Here is an 18,605-nt window from a genome sequence, read left to right as displayed (position 1 = left end):
TAGTGAAGATACAGCCTGCTGACGCTGGCTTATACTTCGCATGTTTACGGATTACCACCCATTGACAAGATATTTCACCATGGATGCACCTCAGCCGCGAACGGATCATCAACACAGTGGGGAGTCCCATCCTCAACCGATAACACCTATCCGTTCATTTCAATGGGTCGGCTACAACGCCGCAGTCGCGTTGCTTTACTTCATCACGGCCAAAGCATCACTGCTCATTTACGTATCTGCAGGGCCTGCATCCCCCATCTGGCTTCCCGCTGGCCTAACAGTTGCCGCATTACTAATCCTCGGGCGGCGCCTGTGGCCCGGTGTGTTTCTGGGCGCGTTTCTGTCAGACCCGATGCTGACGCCAACCGCCGCAGGGGTCATTGCCGCCAGCAGCTATGCTGCAGGCGTGACGGTACAGGCACTACTCGGCGCAACCCTGGCAAGAGCTTACCTTGATCGCCAGGCGCTATCGGTTATACCTGGTCGCGAGTGGCATTTTCTGTTCTCGGCAGGTCCCTTGGCCTGCCTTATGTCACCGACTATTGGCGCCTCATCCCGTTACCTGATGGGCATGCTGCCCGCCGAGAATGTAGCCCAGCAATGGCTGGGGTGGTGGGCAGGGGATTCCATCGGGGTAGTGCTGATTGCGCCCCTGTTGCTATTACTCTGGCCGAACAGCCAACCCGGAGCCAGACCGCGTTACCGGCTTCTGTTACCACTGCTGATGACCACGATACTTTTAGTGGCCGGCAGCCTGACCCTGTCGCGCCTTGAGTTGGCAGAAGCCAGAACCAACTTTTCCCAACAGGTCAAAACACTCACGGAGCTGGGTTTCTTGACGCTGAAGGAAAAGATTTCGCCGCTCTACGCAGTCCAGTCCTTTTTCTCGGCAAGCGAACAGGTAACGGAGGCAGAATTTCTTCGCTTCAACAAGCATATCTCAAATCAACCACATATAGTCCGGATAGACTGGGCACCCCGTGTTAGCGCCGATCGGCGACAGGCATTTGAAACCGGGATGCGCGAACAAGACACCGGTGAATTTGCCATCAGCACCGTAGATCAGGATTGGCAAAAAATCAGAGCACCGGCAGGGGATGACTATTATCCGGTCCAATTCAGCACCCTTTCAGAAGATACTGCCTTCAACCCGCTGGGACTTGACCATGGTCAGTTTGATGATCGCCGTCGGGCGATCAACACAGCCATTCGCTCTGGAGAAGCTACCGCCAAGATTATAAATCTACACCCTTCCCTCACCGATATGCTGGTATTGTTTATCCCTGTGCTTGAACCAGAGAACAGTCAAACTTCCGACCGGAAAGACGTTGTAAAGGGCTTTGTACTCGGCATTATTGATTTCAGACAGCTGTTTCTGCCACTGGATCTCGCCGCCCGGGAAAATCAATTGCATTATCGGGTCACCGGTTTCTCGAACAGCGGCGACAAAACGCTCCAGGTCGGGGCACTGCCTACCGAAATACCCCCTGCCTGGAGTCAAAGCATCCGTGTGGCTGATCAAATCTGGCGACTGGATATGGCGATCGGTAATAACGCCATCAGCCATGTGGTCCGCTGGAGTTTTATCGGTTTCTCGCTGTTGGCTGGATTGCTGGTATCTTTCGCTGTGCTCAGCAGCAGAGCCTACCAACTCGCGAGTTATCAGCATCATCAGGCCATGCATAACAGCAGGGAACTACTGAGTGCGATTATTGAAAGTGCCGACGACCAGGTCGCTGCCGTGGATACCGAATTCAAACTCACGGTATTCAATCCCGCATATGCCGAGTTCGTTCAACAAGTGTTCGAGATGACGCCGGAAGTGGGGCAGATTATCGATGGTATTCCCCCCAAATCCGGAGTCGACGTCGAATATGCCGGTGAAATTCGCAACAATATCAAAAAAGCCCTGGTCGGAGCGGCTGTCAAAACCAGCAAAAAAGTCACCCTGGCCGGTCAGACCAGAGTCTTTGAAGTCAACTATAACCCCATAATCAGCACCGACGGCACCATCATCGGTGCCACCCGAATCGCCCGGGATATCACATCACAACGAGAGCTGGAGGCCAGCCTCCAGCAGCGACTCGATGAGTTGCGCCGCTGGCAGAAAACCACACTTGGCAGAGAATCCCGCACACTCGAGCTAAAACGCGAGGTTAATCAGCTGCTTTTACGTATGGGCAAAACCCCTCGTTACGATGACCGGGGCGAAATACTATGAGCGCGGCCTTCCTGCCACTCCTACAAAATACGGCCCTGTTACTCGCGGTAGTGCTGCTTTATGACATGAGCCGCTCGTTGCACCCACCCGTCAGGCCATCCCTCAACCATATTGTGGTTGGCCTGATCATGGGCACCATTGCTGCTGCCCTGATGCTGTCACCCTTCACTTTTGCGCCGGGTATCCAGTTTGACACGCGTTCGGTGCTGATCACGTTGACAGGCCTGTTTTTTGGCACCCTGCCGACAATTGTTACCGTAATCATCGCTTCACTTTTCCGGCTCTATCAGGGCGGGGCGGGGGCCTGGACTGGCGTCGCGGTGATTCTCGTCTGCGGCACACTGGGTCTGCTGTGGCGACACGTCAGGGCCAGCTCAATGACCACTCTGGACTGGGCAGAGCTGTACAGTCTTGGCATTGTGGCGCATGTCCTCATGTTGGCATTGATGCTGACTCTGCCCGGTGATCAGGCAAATGCAGTACTGGCGACTATCACCCTTCCCGTAATACTGATTTATCCGATTGCGACGGTACTGCTGGGCCTGCTGATGGCAAAGCGACTGCAACAGGAACAGGGTGCCAACCGCCTGGAAGAAAATGAAGAGCGACTCCGACTGGCACTGTCTGCGGCGGGGCTGGGACTGGCGGACATTGACCTGCAAAGCGGCAGACTGATAGTCAACGAGGGCTACAACCGGATTCTGGGGCGTAGTCTTGACCAATCCCACGAAACACTCAGCGCTGCCCTTGCCTGCATCCACCCGGATGACAGACAACACGCTCTGGATACCTTTCGGCGCTACCTGAATAACAGTGTGCGCAAAAAACCCGGCGAGCTCTATCAGGAGTTTCGCATTCGCGATACTGCCAATAACTGGATCTGGGTCGCGTCACTCAGCAAGCTGGTGGCATGGGATGATAGAGGAGTTCCGTCCCGTATGCTGGCCACCCTCACCAATATCAATCCGAGGAAAGAGTTTGAACAGGGCCTTGAGACTGCCCATCGCGAGACGAACCGCCTGCTCCATGAATCAACCCAGGCGCGACTGGCATTGCTGGGGGTGCTGGAGGATCACCAGACCGCAGAAAAGGCACTGAAGGAGAGCGAAAGAGCGCTCAATGAAGTCAGCCGTATCGCTCTGGTAGGTGGTTGGGAATACGATTGCGATTCGGGAATTATGCAGTGGACGCAGCAAACCTGTGAAAATTTCGGCGTTGCAAACAATATCGCACCCAGCTTTTCGTTGATCTATTCCCTGCTTGAGGCCGCCGATCGCACCACCCTGAAGGAGTCGCTGGAAAGCTGCCTCAATGAGGGAAAATCCATCGATCTCGAGCTTTCCATCGTCAGGGACAGGCAGGTTATCTGGCTGCGATTTATCGCCAAGGCCGCCCGGAACACGCTTTACCGTGTCACCCGGCTGAGGGGTACCGTACAGGATATTACCCAGCGGAAACTGGCCATCGAAAAACAACAGCAGAGCTATAATCTGCTGATGAAGCTGGCCGCACAGGTACCCGGCATGATCTTCCAGTTTCAACTGTTTCCCGACAAAACCAGTGCGATTCCCTGGTGCAGCCCCGCAATCAGAAACATTCTCGGCCTGGAAGCCGCCGACGTGGCAGATGATGCATCCCCAGCTTTTGATCGCATTCATCCCGATGATGTCACCCACCTGCTAACCCAGATACGTATTTCAGCCGAAAAACTCTGCCCACTGCACGCGGAATTCCGGGTCGTGTTGCCGGAAGAGGTAACCGAGTGGCGGCTCTGCGATGCCATTCCGGAAAGGCTCAGCGACGGCAGTACGCTCTGGCACGGGATCACCACTGACATCCACAGCCGCAAGGAAAACGAGGAAGCCCTGAAGCTGGCAGGACTGGTCTACCAGAATAGCAATGAGGCCATGATGGTCACCGACGCGGCCGGTACCATTATTGATGTCAACCAGACCTTCGCCACCATGACCGGCTATTCTCTCCAGGATGTTGTTGGCCAAAATCCCAGTATTTTGCGCTCCGGCAAGCATACAACGAGTTTTTATGCGCGTATGTGGAAGATGCTGGAAACCACTGGGCACTGGGAAGGGGAGTTATGGAACAAACGAAAAAGTGGCGAAATTTTTGCTGAATGGCTTTCCATCAACGCTGTCTATAACCCCGACGGCTCGGTTCATCGGTGGGTAGCACAGTTCTCCGACATCACTGAAAAGAAAGCCAATGAGCAACTCATTTGGGAACAGGCCAACTTTGACCCATTAACCGAGCTGCCCAACCGCAGGATGTTTTACGATCGCCTGGGACAGGAAATCAAAAAAGCTCACCGCTCGGCATTGTCGATGGCCGTGCTGTTTATAGACCTTGACCATTTCAAGGAGGTCAACGATACCCTGGGCCACGAAAAAGGCGATCAGCTACTGGTTGAAGCCGCCAACAGAATTGGTCACTGTATCCGCGAGACCGATACCGTGGCCAGGCTCGGTGGTGATGAGTTCATTATCATTCTCAGCGAACTGGAAGAGCGCTCAACCATTGAACGGGTATTGACCGGCTTGCTCACACGCCTTTCCGAGCCCTATCCACTCGACAATGATGTCGCGTTTGTCAGCGCCAGTATCGGTGTCACTCTTTATCCCGAGGATGCTACCAACATTGAGGGGCTACTGAAAAACGCTGACCAGGCCATGTACGCGGCCAAAAAAGAAGGGCGCAACGGCTACCAATACTTTACCCAGTCCATGCAGGAATCCGCCCTAAAGCGGATGCGTATTGTCAATGACCTCAGGATGGGGCTGGAAAAGCTCGAATTATGGGTCGCCTATCAGCCGATCATCAATTTGCGAACCGGCGACATTCACAAGGCCGAAGCACTGATGCGCTGGCAACATCCCATTGAGGGATTAATCGGCCCGGATACTTTTATCCCGATAGCCGAGGAAACCGGTCTGATTCATCTGATTGGCCATCGCCTGTTCGAAGATGTCGCGGTGATGTCCCAATCCCTGCGCGAGGACTTCCATCCAGAATTCCAGATCAGCATGAATGTCTCACCTGTGCAACTGAATAACCGCAGTAAAAACGTGTTTCAACTTTGGAGTGAATCGATGTTTGATCTGGGTCTGCCGGGGCAGGCCGTGGTGCTGGAAATTACCGAGGGTTTACTGCTCGAGCAGCGCACCATGGTTACCGAGCAGCTGCTGGCCTTCCGGGATGCCGGTATTCAGGTAGCCCTGGATGATTTTGGCACCGGCTACTCATCACTGTCCTATCTGAAAAAATTTGATATCGATTATCTGAAAATTGACAAGACCTTTGTCAGCAACCTGCGGCCCGGTAGTGAAGACCTGGCTCTGTGCGAAGCCATTATTGTGATGGCCCACAAGCTGGGCATAGAAGTCATTGCCGAGGGAGTGGAAACCGGCGAACAGCGGGACCTGCTGACAGCCGCCGGTTGTGACTATGCTCAGGGCTACCTGTTTGCCAAACCCATGGCCGGGGAATCCTTTAAGGCTCATTTGCTGGCGGAGCAAACATCACCCACAACAAAGCAGTTGCCCTGAATCCCCGGAAGAAAGTAGCGCCAACCCCGCGATCAGAACGGGTAGTCCTCGATCACGGTCCAGGGCAAACCATATATATTCATATCATCCATGAACGGATCGGGATCCATCTGCTCCATGTTCCACACGCCCGGTTGCAGCCACTTGCCTTCCAGCATCATCTTGGCGCCGATCATGGCGGGCACGCCGGTGGTGTAGGAAATCGCCTGGGATTGAACCTCGGCATAGCATTCCTGATGGTCACAGATGTTGTACAGGTAAACGGTTTTTGGCTTACCGTCCCTGACGCCGGTCACCACGCAACCGATACAGGTTCTGCCTTTGGTGCGCGGGCCGAGGCTGGCCGGATCGGGTAGCAGGCGCTTCAGAAACTGGATCGGTACGATCTGCTGGCCATTGAAATCCACTGGCTCGATGCCGGTCATGCCGACATTGCCCAGCACTTCCAGATGTTTCAGGTAGCTCTCACCGAAGCTCATCCAGAATTGGGCACGCTTCAGGCTGGGAAAGTTTTTCACCAATGACTCAAGCTCTTCGTGGTACATGCGATAGATGTTGTAAGTACCCACGCCGTCCGGACAGGTGAAGGACTGCTTGGTGGACATCGCCGGGGTAGTGACGAACTCGCCGTTTTCCCAGTGGCGGCACTCGGCGGTCACTTCGCGGATGTTGATCTCCGGGTTGAAGTTGGTGGCAAACGGATAGCCGTGATCGCCGCCGTTGACATCGATAATGTCCAGGGTGTGGATTTCATCGAAGTAGTGCTTGGCGATGTAGGCGGTAAACACATTGGTGGCGCCTGGATCGAAACCGGAGCCCAGCAGCGCCATCAGCCCCGCCTGTTTAAATTTGTCCTGATAGGCCCACTGCCAGCTGTACTCGAACTTGGCGGTATCCAGCGGCTCGTAGTTGGCGGTATCCATATAATTGACGCCCGCTTCCAGACAGGCATCCATAATGGTCAGATCCTGATAGGGCAGCGCCACATTGATCACCAGATCCGGTTTGACGCGATTGATCAGCGCCACCAGTTCCGGCACGTTGTCCGCATCTACTTGGGCGGTCTCAATGGACCGATCGAGCTGCGAGGCAATGTGCCGACATTTCGCTTCAGTGCGACTGGCGAGGACTATCTCCTCAAAGACATCCGGCAACTGGGCGCACTTGTGGGTCACAACGCCACCGACCCCACCGGCACCGATAATGAGTACTTTTGCCATGCTTAACTCCTCAACCTTTCTTTTTGCCAGTCGGCAAACAGATAATCTTTCTCAGAACCAACGCTATTTGCGAAAACGGATTGGCATCACGCCACGATCAGTCGTGGCTTAACACAATCCCGACCCTATCAGTCCCGCTCAAAATAGGTGTAGCCATTCAGGCTGTTACTGAAAGTCTTTAACATCCGCTGGCGTTCAGCCACGCTGATACTGCCAGAACGCACAGCGGTCTCGGCACAGATACGAAATTTCTCATACAACTCCTTGGGGTTGTATTCTACGTAACTGAGCACATCGCCGATGGTATCGCCCTGAATTTCCTCAACAAATTCAAACTGTCCCTCGCCATCAATGCGAACACTCACCACATGGGTATCACCGAACAGATTGTGCAGATCTCCCAGGGTTTCCTGGTAGGCACCCACCAGAAACACACCGAGGTAATACTCTTCACCCTCTTTGAGGTCGTGCAGTGGCAGGGTGCGCGTTTCACCGTCAGCATTGGCAAACAAATCAAGTTTGCCGTCGGAATCACAGGTCAGGTCAGCAATAATCGCCTTGTTGGTAGGCGCTTCGGTCAACCGATGGATTGGCATGACCGGAAAAATCTGATCGATTGCCCAGGAATCAGGCAGCGACTGGAACAGACTGAAATTACCGTAATAAATGTCAGCGAGCGCCTCATCCAGATTGGCCAGCTCTGGCGGAATGCGACGCAGCGATGGCAACAACAGGCGAGTGCGCTGCAACACTTCCAGGTACAGGTTTTCCGCGAGGGCGAGTTCGCGCAGTTGCACCTGACCCTGACGAAACATGCGCCGCATGTCCTCCCGGTAGTGAGCCGCGTCATTACAACACTCCTGAAGATTGGTGTCGTTCAGCGACTGCAGGGTTACCCAGAGATTATCGAGCGATTCAGTACAGTCCTCTGGCAGCTGGTCGGGAATACCATTGGACTTGAAATAACTCACGTCGAGAATATTGAACAGCAATACCGAGGAGTAGGCCACGGTGGCCCGTCCCGACTCGGTAATCAGGGTCGGGTGAGGAATATCGCTGTTGTTGAGCGCCTCGGTGATGGTTTCCACGATATCGACACAGTACTCTTCCAGCGAGTAGTTCTTGCTGTGGGTTTCGTTGGTGCGGGCACCCGTGTAATCCACCGCCAGACCGCCTCCGAGGTCGAGATAACCCAGTGGGGCACCCTCTTTCACCAGATCCACGTAGTAGCGGCAGGCTTCCTGGACACCGTCGCGAATATTGCGAATATTCGGGATCTGGGAGCCAATGTGATAATGCATCAGTTGCAGGCAGTGCAGCATATCTGCCTCGCGCAACTGATCCAGCACATCAACCAGCTGCGTCACTGTGAGGCCGAATAGTGAGCGGTCACCGCTGTCTTCAAACCAGTGACCCTCGACCTTGGCGGCCAGTTTCAGGCGTACACCGATCAAAGGCTCGATACCGAGGCGTTTGCTCTGTTCGAGAATAATACCCAGCTCGGAGGGAGTCTCGATAACAAAGAAACATTTCAGGCCCAGCTTTCTGGCGTGCAGGCCAAGCTGGATAAATTCTGCATCTTTGTAACCATTACAAATGATACAGGCCTCACGATCCTGCAGATGCGACATGGCGATAATCAGTTCCGCCTTGCTGCCCGCCTCAAGGCCGTGATGATACTGACTGCCAAACTTGGCAATCTCTTCCACCACATGGCACTGCTGATTGACCTTGATAGGAAAGACACCGCGGTACTCGCCCTGGTAATTCATTTGGCGGATGGCTTCGGCAAAACTTTCGTTGAGATATGTGATCCGCTGGTCGAGCAGATTTTCAATCCGCAACAACACCGGCATGGCATGGCCGCGCTGTTCCAGACCCGCGACAATATCGAGCAGGGAAATTTGGTGAGAGCGCCCATCGTGAGGAGCAATAACCGTTATTTCACCCTTTTCTGAGAGACCAAAGTACCCGGCACCCCAGTCGTTGACGCCATAGAGACTCGCCGAATCCACAATGGACCAGCTATGGCCTTGATGATCATTCAAGATAACCACTCCGACATAGTTATAATTCTGTATAACCGCCGAACATAACCAGAATATGTCAATATCATTCCAGCTACCCTCTGACAGAACATTGAAGCACGGTATCAATGGCGCTGGCGGGTCCGCCAGGTAAACGCGCCATCACGATCAGCCGGGCTGGCTAGCGCCACTTTCACCAAAAAGCACCGTGAGAGAAGGCCATTCTAAAGGAGACGACTTTAAATTCCGAATGAACTTTTAAGCGGGGTCAGGAGAACGTTATCCATCGGGCATCGCAAATAGTGCGCAGGCCCTAGCTCATGTCTGCCCAGGGGTTTGACTTGTCGAATATCACTGCGTTGCCAAAACCCGGCATGGTCAGCCCATCACGGCTGAACTGAATGGCACTGTCATCAATGACCTGCTCGCCAAACCGGTAAATGACATCGAGCTCTGCCCGATCTGCCCGCAACTCATAGTCCGCTGCCCGCTGGCGGGTCTGCTCAAGGCGCGAACGGTATTCAGCCATTGCCGCACCATAACGACGGCTCAGCATATCCTCGACCTTGCGGGGGGAGATAACCACGGCCGTTGCATTATTGCCACCAAAACCCTTGGAGTTAATCAGCGCCAGATCCATGCCCCGCTCCTTGACATCCCTGTCTTGCAAAGGGAACGAAGTATGGGTTTGGCAAACGTCGGCGGCAACCCGATCAATGGTTTTGATGCCCGGAATCAACTGATATTTGAACGTGCCCAACGCCGACATCAACTGATCGCCACTGGCTGAAGCAATCGTATGACCAACATAGGCCTTGACCGCTGCCACCGGCCAGTCACTGATCCCGAAAGCGGCGGCCACCCGGTTGAAAATTTCTGATTCGGTGACGCGATTGGCAGGGGTGCTCGAACCGTGGGCATGAATAAAGCTGTTGTGCTTAACCGTGTCTTCACCGAGGATTGCCACTGCCGATGCAACCGCCTTGGCAAACGATACATAATTGCCGGCACCGGGTGCGGAAATGGATTTCTTCAGACCATCGGCATTGATAAAGACCTCGGGCACGGCTCCGTGAATATCAGCACCCAGCTCCACGGCCAGCGCATCGTCCATCAACACCACAAACTGCGCTCCCTCCGCCAAAGTGAAACCACAGTTTTCACCGAAAGGCCGACTGGCTCGCCGCCAATCCGGCAGACTGGAACCGTCGAGCTTGCAAAGTCCTTCGTCGGTGCCCAGCGCGCCCATATTGGTAAAACCTTCAAATATCTCAGGCGTCAGACTGGCTTCGGCATTACCCACCACCGCAACACGACGCCGACCACTGCGGATATCCCGCACAGCCGCCTGTAGCACATAGAGAAAGGAGGCACAGGCTCCCGTAATCGCCTCGGTATGCCCCACACTGCCCAGCACATAGGCATTGATAAAATCTGCCGGCATGGTATTGAGCCCCAGGGCAAGCTGCTTGGAGGAGGTGCGCTCACTGCGCAAACGACTTTGCAATAATCCGCCAAAACCCTCCGGGGCCAGCTGTCCAAACACACTGGAGCCATAGACACCAATTTCGTCCGGGTGAACAGCAGCGACTATCTGCTCCCAGGGGACACCGACGGAGTGAATCGCATCGCTGGCGCCCAGTAATGCCAGTTGCAATCCTCGCGGATGAAATCTCGAACTGTACTGGGCTGCGGGATCAAAACCGGAGGGTAACTGGCCCGCTGCCTTGGCCAGTTGCTCGGTCTGCACCGGCACCAGAAATTCTCCGGTATCACGAGAGTGTATTTCAAAACTGCCGTCCTCAAGGGGACGTACGTCCCAGTGCCCGGGAATCTGCGTCGGCATATCACGGCGGCTCAGGGTAAACCGCACACCGCCTTCATCGTGTTGCTGCATTTGTACATGTTTGTGGCCAGTGATTTCTTCAGGGTTGTAGATGGCATTTTCCAGGCGACGGATCAGGGTTCCAGCCATAACCTGATCGGCAAAGGTCGAGGCCACGGCAGCAGCATCATAGGATTGTCCGGACTGGTCACGGTACGAACTACCATCCCACCTCACCAGGCCCATAAGACAGGCCAGACCCACCAAGGTTTTATTGCGCTCAACGGGGGACAGAGACTCAACTACCGTTCGGCGAAAACCCTGGTGCGAAGAGCTGCGCCCAGCGGCGTTGTAGCCACCAAAACCGACAATAACAGGTAAAGCTTGCATGTTGAGCCACATCCAGTTGAATTTATAGATGCAGTCTATCAGGCATTCCGGGTTGATTTTTGTCTGTTATAGCCATATATTTTTCCATTATGGCCAAAGAGACGATTGATCGACCACCACCACTGCGGGTTTGCACCCTGCTTTACAACAATTTGCTGACGACCAGTGCCACCCTGCCGGTGGAAATGCTGCGCACTGCCGAGGCGGCCGACCGGGCAGCTAACCCCAAAAATACCCGCAGCATTATAGCTACCACCCTGTCCATTGATAATCAGCCGATCACCTCGCCCTCGGGCTTCGCCATTAGTCCCTCGGCGACAATTGACGAGATAGACCGCTGCGACATTATCAGCCTGCCCGCACTGTGGCGAAACCCACGGCCTGCCCTGAAAAAATACAGCAACTATATCCCCTGGTTACAACACCAGGTAAGGGAGGGTGCCACCGTCATCGCAGTGGGCACAGGTGTGTGCTTTCTGGCAGAGGCGGGCCTGCTGGATCAGCAACCAGCCACCACCCACTGGCATTATTTTGATCAGTTCCAGCGCGACTACCCACTGGTAGCCCTGAAGAGACAGTACTTCATTACCCAGGCCGGCAACCTCTACTGCGCGGCCAGCGTCAACGCCATGGCGGAGCTGATGGTACACCTAGTGGCGAGGTTGTACGGTCGCCAGGCAGCCACACAGGTGGAGCGCAATTTCTTTCACGAAATTCGCAGCTCCTTCGAGCCCACCAGCTACTTCTCTGACAATGTGGAACACCACCCCGATGAACAGGTGGTGCAGGCACAAATCTGGTTTGAGGATAATTTCAGCAAGCCGATCAGGATTGTGGACGTGGCAAAACAGTTCGGTTTCAGTATGCGCACGTTTGACCGCCGTTTCAAAAATGCACTGGGCCAGACACCACTGAAATACCTGCAACGCACCAGACTCAACAATGCCAGGGAGTTACTGCAGAAATCCAACCTGTCTGTCGCCGAAGTGGCTGCTCACTCCGGTTACCAGGATGCTGCTGCATTCAGCAAAATATTTCATCGCCAATTTGGCACATCACCGATGAAATACCGCGAGACCGTGCGCGGCAAACTGTTTACTGCGCATTGACTAAACGCTACGACGCCCCGCTGGGGTCAGATTGACATCATAGAATATAGAGCAACCATTCAGCAGCCATGGCAGGCTTTTCAACGCCCTGGATATCAATGCCAATCCCCACGGTCAACAGCCGATTTTTGCCTTTCGGCTCGTCGGACAAAACCTGCCAGTTAAGACGAATGCGACTACCGACCGGAACCGGCGAAATAAAACGCAGACCATTGACCCCATAGTTGATCACTGTCGCATCGCCAATAATGGCCAGCAAGTCGTCCAGCATCATATGGGGCACCATGGAGAGGTAGAGAAAGCCATGAGCAATGGTTTTACCAAACGGTCCTTCTGCGGCTCGCTGCTGATCCACGTGCAGGTACTGATGGTCGTGGGTCGCATCGGCAAACTGGTTGATCTGGGCCTGCGTGATTTCAAACCAGTCAGACTGGCCACTAATGGGTTGTATCATGAAAACATTCCAGTGAGAGTGGGAGTGACGGTGCTACCGGTCGAGAAATTCCCGGATCGCTGGGGCAACCGTATCCGGCATGGTGAGCATGAACAAATGGCCACAATTCATCAGCCACAGCTCGGCGTTGGGGATACGGCTGGCGAGAACCTTCGCGTTAACCGGCGGAATGATGGGGTCATCGGCACCATGCACTATCAGGGTTGGCATGGTGATTTTGTGTAGCCAGTGCAGACTCGACCAGATCGCCAGTGCCAGCAACTGATAATAGTAACCGCGCGAACTGGTAGTCTGTACCCGGGAAGCATGCCTTTCCACCTGGGCTGGATCAGTGCGCATTTTACCGCCATAGAGATCGCCGGCAATGCGGGACATGTATTTTTTGTCCAAATAGCGGCGTGGACTGATCATTTTTGCCAGGGTGGATGGATGCCCGGGAAACATTGCTGAGCCGCAACTGGTCGCACAGAGCACCAGCTTTCTGCAGCGTTCCGGGTACTGGCGGGCAAATTGCTGGGCCAGGGTGCCACCCCAGGAGAGCCCCAGCACATCCACCTGCCGATAACCCAACTGATCGAGAATTTTTACGGTCAGCTTTGCATAGGTATGCAACCGCCAGGGCAACACGGGGGCCTCCGACTTGCCCGCCCCCGGAACATCAAAAATAATCACCTCACAGCCCGGCATAGCCGCAATGAAACCTTCCAGAACCTCCAGACTGGCACCGATGCCATTCAGTAGTAGCAGGGGTTTAGGACGAACATCGCCGCCCCGCCTGATGGCAACACGAATATTCAATCCCATGACTGTCAACCAGTAGATCTGTAACCCGCTGGTTTTCACGCTCACCAGATGCTCCTCAATGTGTTCAGCCGAAGACATAAGTGCCGGGGGCATCCTCCAGAGGTCTGAAGTGCTTGCTGCCTAACACCTTCGGTGCAGCTTTTCGCACTCCGGAGCGGGCCTGAAGCCAAGCGGACCAGTCGGTCCACCAGGAACCCGCAAACTGTTCAGCCCCTTCGAGCCACTCGTCAGCATTATCTGGCAAGCTGTCATTACTGAAGTAACGCGCCTTAATATTGGAGGGGGGATTGACCAGACTCTGAATATGGCCACTGGAACTGAGCACAAACTTGATGTTTCCCCCAACAATCTGAGTGGTCTTGTAGCAGACTTTCCAGGGCGTAATATGATCCGACAACCCGGCCGTTACATACTTGTCGCAATCTAGCGCAGCCAGATCAATGGTCACGCCATTAATCTTCATCTCTCCGGCTTCCAGGGTGTTGTGCTCATAAATATCCAGGAAGTCGCAGTGCAGTTCTGCGGGCAAGTTGGTTGAATCACTGTTCCAAAACAGGATATCAAAGGCCGGCGGGGCCTCACCCATCAAATAGTTGTTGATGTGATAATTCCACACCAGATCATTGGGCCGCATCCAGCTAAACACCCGGCCGAGTTCGGCCCCTTCCAGAACACCCCTTTCCCGCGATTTGAGACGCGCTGCCTGAAGGGATGCCGGCGTGGTGAAAACCCCCAGCTCCATTTCCCGAGAATTCATACTGAGCATACAGACGGACAGACTCAAAGAATGCACCACATCACGACCGGTCTGCTTGAGGTAGGAAGACAGAATTGAAGCCGTGATACCGCCGGCACAGGCGCCAACCACATTGAGAGATTGACTTCGGGTGATTGCGAGGATGGCATCGACGGCTTCGGTGGCTGCCTCAATGTATTGAGGCATTCCCCAGTGCGCCTGTTCCTCCGAGGGGTTCCGCCAACTGATCGCAAACACCTGGAATCCCTGGCCGAGGCAAAAACGAAAAAAGCTTTTTTCCTCATTTAGATCATAAATGTAAAACTTGTTGATCTGGGGAGGGATGATCAGTAGCGGCCTGCGAAACACCCGGGCAGTACGCGGCTTGTATTGAATCAGCTCCAGCAGCTCATTGCGAAAAACGACAACACCCTCCGTCGTCGCCAGATTGCCACCCACCCGAAACTGGCTTTTATCCACCTGAGCAGGCATACCGTTGTTGTCTTTCAGGTCGTGAGCATAGTTCTTCAGCCCTTTCAGCAAACTGCTGCCGCGGGTTTCAATCGCTTTTCTGAGTGCTTTTGGATTACCCAACAAGAAGTTGGTCGGAGCCATTGACGTGATCAGCATCTCTTTGACGAAACGGGCCCGCCGCTCTTCCATTTCCTCCAGGCCAAGGTCATCCACCAGTTCATCCAATGACTCCTCCCAGGCAAAATAGGCCTGCTTGAGCTTGTGGTAAAGCTTGTTTTCATCCCAGGAAGGGTCAGCAAAACGCCGGTCATTCTTGTGACCTTCGTACTTGTCCGTACCTTTGAGAATATCTGTAACCTTGCCGGCGAACCGCTTGCTGTAGCGCAATACCTTGGAGGGCTGTGCCGCCGTTTGTTTAACTGTTTTCTTGACGGCCGTCTTGAGGTCCTCTGTACTGACGCCCACCAGCGGATTGAGTGATACTGTCATCTCAATTGCTTTGGCCAGAAGCTCCTCGTGCTTTTCGACAGCCTTTTTTTTACGCTCTTTGGACACTATTGGACCCTCAAAAAGTCACTTGGAGGCAGGGAGGGAACACCGAATTTATCTACTCTACCACCAGCACCAGAGGTACGCATAGTAAGGATTTGCTCATCTGCCCGGGGCGAAAGGCGCAAACAGGGCCCGATGCTCTGTGACGGTCAGAACTAAAATACCTGAAAACGGGATGCAATCCCCCGCTTGCTGCTAAAGCACTTCTGCGAGCAGTTGTTCAATTTTATCCAGATCGGGGATCAATGCCTGCTGCTCTCTGACAGTAACCATCATCAGAACACAGGGTGGCGGCTCTGCCGGGGGAACCTGCTGCAGCAACCCATCGTCTGCCAACCTGATCAAGTGCGGAAAATTCTGGATTTGCAGGGCATAAAATTGGCTCAGACCGTCCGGCAGTATGCGGTATAACACCAGCGCCATCGCCCGGTCACCCAACATCGTCCGCTCGTCGCCAACCAGTGATTCAAAGGAAACCAGTGGAATACGTTCGGTTCGCCAGTTTATCCAGCCCTGCAACCAGGGGGGTTGTTGGTCGTCCCGTTGACAGTCAACCTGCTGCACAATCTCGGCAACCGCTGTCATGGGAACCAGCAGGCGGTGACCGCTGAGCGACACAAGCAGGCTGTCCACTTCATCGGGCAACAACGGATTATCGATGACCGGTTTGCTCACCGCTTGCTCCCCTCAGCAGTTATAGCTTTTTCTGGGGCAATGACTTCTAAGGACACGCCTTTTATCCGGATAGCAAACAGCACAACTATTCTCCTGATTCAGTTGCTACGGGCATGAGATTGGCCATGGCTTTCAATAGCTCCTGCTCTTGATAGGGCTTACCCATGTAGTGCTCGACACCCAGGGAGAAAGCCCTGTCCCGGTGCTTTTTACCCGACCTTGAGGTAATCATGATAATCGGTATTTGTTTCAGCTCGCTGCTGCCCTTGACGCGACGCGCTACTTCAAAGCCATCCATACGCGGCATTTCGATATCCAGCAGCATGAGATCCGGCCTGTGTTCCTGAAGCAGGGTCATCGCCTCAAGGCCATCTCTCGCCGTAATCACGGAAAAACCTTCCCGCAGCAAAAACCGGCTGGTCACCTTGCGCACCGTCACGGAATCATCCACGACCATTACAGTGGCAACAGGAGACGATGTCTCGGGTTCACCGATTTCTTCACTGTCTGCAACAGATGTGGTCATCAAGCGGCTGCGCAGCAGCGCCAATAGATCCAGAATGACCACAACCCGCCCATCGCCCATCACCGTGGCACCCGTCAACCCGGGCACTTTGCTGAGCTGGATACCAAGACTTTTCACCACAATTTCCATGCTACCCGCCAGACCATCTACCTGAATGGCGAAATGGCGGGTTTCAGTATGTACCAGAATCAGGAATACCGACTGGCTTTCCATATCCAGTTTCGGGGTTGAGCGATGGTGCAACAGACTATCCAGATAGAGCACTTCGTAGTACTCGCCGGCATATTCGAGGCGCGCCTCAGGGTAGAGATAGTAGTATTCAAGCTCTACCGGGCTGACTCGGACGACACCATCCACGCTACTCAGGGAAAGCGCATACAACTCGTTACCCACCTCAATCATCAGCGCTCTGTTGACCGACACCGTGAACGGCAATCGCACAACAAAACGGGTACCCTTGCCGGGGTCAGTGACGACCTGCACGGATCCCCCCAGTTCGCGTACCTGGCTGTTGACCACGTCCATGCCCACACCGCGACCGGAAACCTGGGTTACTTTGTTCGATGTGGAAAATCCCGGCTGAAAAATAAACTCGATGACGTCCTGATCATCCAGTGGGCTGTCCCCGGGAATCAAACCCTGCTCAATCGCCCGATGGCGAATGGCTTCGACATTAAGCCCGCCGCCGTCATCGGACAACAGCAGGAGAATATCGCCGGCCTCTCTGGCCAATCCCACAGAAATCACCCCGGTTTGCGGTTTTCCGGCAGCACGGCGGTCTGCTGCAGACTCAATCCCATGGTCAATGGAATTGCGAATCATATGTTCCAGTGGGGCCAGCATCTGCTCCATGACAGAGCGGTCCATCTCACCGTCTATATTGATCAACTGCAGTTCAACTTTCTTCCCCACCTCATCACTGACCTGCCTGACCATCCGGCGCAACCTGGGCACAATCCGGCTGAACGGCACCATCCGGGTGCGCATCAACCGCTCCTGAAGATCCGTGTTAATACGCGACTGAATCAACAGCTGCCCCTCTGCAGACCTGGCCTTGCCTACCAGCGTTTCCTTCAGATCCTGAATATCGTACGCAGATTCCAGCAACGCCTGTGACAATTGCTGCAGTTGGGAATAACGGTCCATTTCAAGTGCGTCAAAACCCTCCGGAGGTTGCATCGCCTCCATTTGTTCCTGCCGGAGCATCATGTGCGCTTCTGTTTCGACGCCAATACGCCGAACCTGATCACGGAGGCGGGTGATGGTGGAACCCATTTCATCGAGCGTAACCGAAAAATCACTGATCTCACGCTCTACCCGGCCCCGTGAGATACTGGTTTCACCGGCCAGATTCACCAGACTCTCCAGTAGCGGGGCTGACACTTTGACCATTTCCGTGGATGCAGCCGCTGGGCGCTGAGGAGGAGTAATGCCGGGTATTTCAGTGAGACTGGCCCGTAGCTGGGCAGGAATTTGACTGATCCCGGGTGATTCCCCCACGACAACCGTCTTCTCTACCAGCTCGACTACCGATTCTGCCTGGGGCGCACCCTCACTGTCATTGCCGAGCAATACTTTGGCTGCTACCAGTGCCGACTGGAGCTGATCCTGCTTGTGCAGCCACCGGCTGAACATCCCCTCGTCCAGCTGATCGCGCTGATGTTCCACGTCGAGGATGTCGGTTTCAAAATCATGGCTCAACTCACCGAGCTGCTGCAGCCCGGCCATTCTGGCACCGCCCTTGAGCGTGTGCAGCGATCGCTTGAGTGACTCCACTGCCTCACGACTCTGCCAATCCTGTTGCCAGTCCTGCAGACAGCGATCAATGTCTTCCAGCAGCTCATTGGCCTCTTCGATAAAGATCTCAAGAATTTCCAGATCGATCTTTTCACGATCAAGCGGCACAATTTCCAGCGCCGGGAGGTCCCTGCTTTCAGCGACATCTGACTCAACAGAGACCACTGCAGGTGGGGCAGAATCTGGCTCTGGCTCTGGCTCTGGCTCTGGCTCTGGCTCTGGCTCTGGCTCTGGC

The 18,605-nt window shown here is 54.4% G+C and carries 11 protein-coding genes; 3 read left to right on the top strand and 8 right to left on the bottom strand.

The genetic code is table 11. The annotated features are described in order from the left end of the window. Nucleotides 1–79: 79 nt before the first annotated feature. Nucleotides 80–2,221, top strand: a complete 2,142-nt coding sequence (locus AACZ64_RS12100) for an MASE1 domain-containing protein (protein ID WP_293615370.1) — start codon at nt 80–82, stop codon at nt 2,219–2,221. Continuing rightward, complete coding sequence (locus tag AACZ64_RS12095) at nt 2,218–5,781, top strand: EAL domain-containing protein (RefSeq protein WP_339640202.1); 3,564 nt, start codon at nt 2,218–2,220, stop codon at nt 5,779–5,781. The genes AACZ64_RS12100 and AACZ64_RS12095 overlap by 4 nt, the downstream gene beginning before the upstream one ends. Before the next feature lie 32 nt (nt 5,782–5,813). Here AACZ64_RS12095 and AACZ64_RS12090 read toward each other — a convergent pair whose 3' ends face one another. The 3 genes from AACZ64_RS12090 to AACZ64_RS12080 all read right to left on the bottom strand — a co-directional run bounded on the left by AACZ64_RS12090 (nt 5,814) and on the right by AACZ64_RS12080 (nt 11,243). Further along, nucleotides 5,814–7,031 carry a saccharopine dehydrogenase family protein gene (locus tag AACZ64_RS12090; protein ID WP_339640222.1) on the bottom strand — a complete coding sequence of 406 codons (1,218 nt, stop codon included), beginning with the start codon at nt 7,029–7,031 and terminating at the stop codon, nt 5,814–5,816. A gap of 98 nt (nt 7,032–7,129) precedes the next feature. Continuing rightward, a complete protein-coding gene (gene speA / locus AACZ64_RS12085) occupies nt 7,130–9,049 on the bottom strand; it encodes a biosynthetic arginine decarboxylase (RefSeq protein ID WP_293615738.1) in 1,920 nt (639 codons plus the stop codon). Between the two features lie 292 nt (nt 9,050–9,341). Next, nucleotides 9,342–11,243: a beta-ketoacyl synthase gene (locus tag AACZ64_RS12080; RefSeq protein ID WP_293615739.1), complete on the bottom strand. Its 1,902-nt coding sequence runs from the start codon at nt 11,241–11,243 to the stop codon at nt 9,342–9,344. Nucleotides 11,244–11,332: 89 nt separating this feature from the next. On the opposite strand from AACZ64_RS12080, the gene AACZ64_RS12075 reads away from it, so the two are divergent. Further along, nucleotides 11,333–12,352, top strand: a complete 1,020-nt coding sequence (locus tag AACZ64_RS12075) for a helix-turn-helix domain-containing protein (RefSeq protein ID WP_339640201.1) — start codon at nt 11,333–11,335, stop codon at nt 12,350–12,352. Between the two features lie 37 nt (nt 12,353–12,389). Here the strand turns inward: AACZ64_RS12075 and AACZ64_RS12070 are convergent, their stop codons facing one another. From AACZ64_RS12070 to AACZ64_RS12050, 5 genes are all read right to left on the bottom strand, one after another. Beyond that, on the bottom strand, nt 12,390–12,806 hold the full coding sequence (locus AACZ64_RS12070) for a MaoC family dehydratase (RefSeq protein WP_293615741.1): 417 nt from the start codon (nt 12,804–12,806) through the stop codon (nt 12,390–12,392). A gap of 33 nt (nt 12,807–12,839) precedes the next feature. Beyond that, complete coding sequence (gene phaZ / locus AACZ64_RS12065) at nt 12,840–13,655, bottom strand: poly(3-hydroxyalkanoate) depolymerase (RefSeq protein WP_293615742.1); 816 nt, start codon at nt 13,653–13,655, stop codon at nt 12,840–12,842. A gap of 19 nt (nt 13,656–13,674) precedes the next feature. Next, nucleotides 13,675–15,375, bottom strand: coding sequence for an alpha/beta fold hydrolase (locus AACZ64_RS12060; RefSeq protein ID WP_339640199.1), 1,701 nt, complete (start codon nt 15,373–15,375; stop codon nt 13,675–13,677). A 192-nt stretch (nt 15,376–15,567) separates the two neighbouring features. After that, nucleotides 15,568–16,047: a chemotaxis protein CheW gene (locus tag AACZ64_RS12055; protein ID WP_339640197.1), complete on the bottom strand. Its 480-nt coding sequence runs from the start codon at nt 16,045–16,047 to the stop codon at nt 15,568–15,570. Nucleotides 16,048–16,132: 85 nt separating this feature from the next. Then, on the bottom strand, nt 16,133–18,605 hold a 2,473-nt coding region (locus tag AACZ64_RS12050), incomplete at its 5' end, for a hybrid sensor histidine kinase/response regulator (RefSeq protein WP_339640195.1).

This window comes from uncultured Porticoccus sp. (assembly GCF_963975625.1).
GTDB lineage: Bacteria > Pseudomonadota > Gammaproteobacteria > Pseudomonadales > Porticoccaceae > Porticoccus.
This window is presented reverse-complemented; position numbering and strand designations above follow the sequence as displayed.

Coding starts and splice junctions, on each gene's coding strand:
- AACZ64_RS12080 (WP_293615739.1), bottom strand. CDS start 11,243: ATGCAAGCTTTACCTGTTATTGTCGGTTTTGGTGGCTACAACGCCGCT.
- AACZ64_RS12095 (WP_339640202.1), top strand. CDS start 2,218: ATGAGCGCGGCCTTCCTGCCACTCCTACAAAATACGGCCCTGTTACTC.
- AACZ64_RS12070 (WP_293615741.1), bottom strand. CDS start 12,806: ATGATACAACCCATTAGTGGCCAGTCTGACTGGTTTGAAATCACGCAG.
- AACZ64_RS12075 (WP_339640201.1), top strand. CDS start 11,333: ATGGCCAAAGAGACGATTGATCGACCACCACCACTGCGGGTTTGCACC.
- AACZ64_RS12100 (WP_293615370.1), top strand. CDS start 80: ATGGATGCACCTCAGCCGCGAACGGATCATCAACACAGTGGGGAGTCC.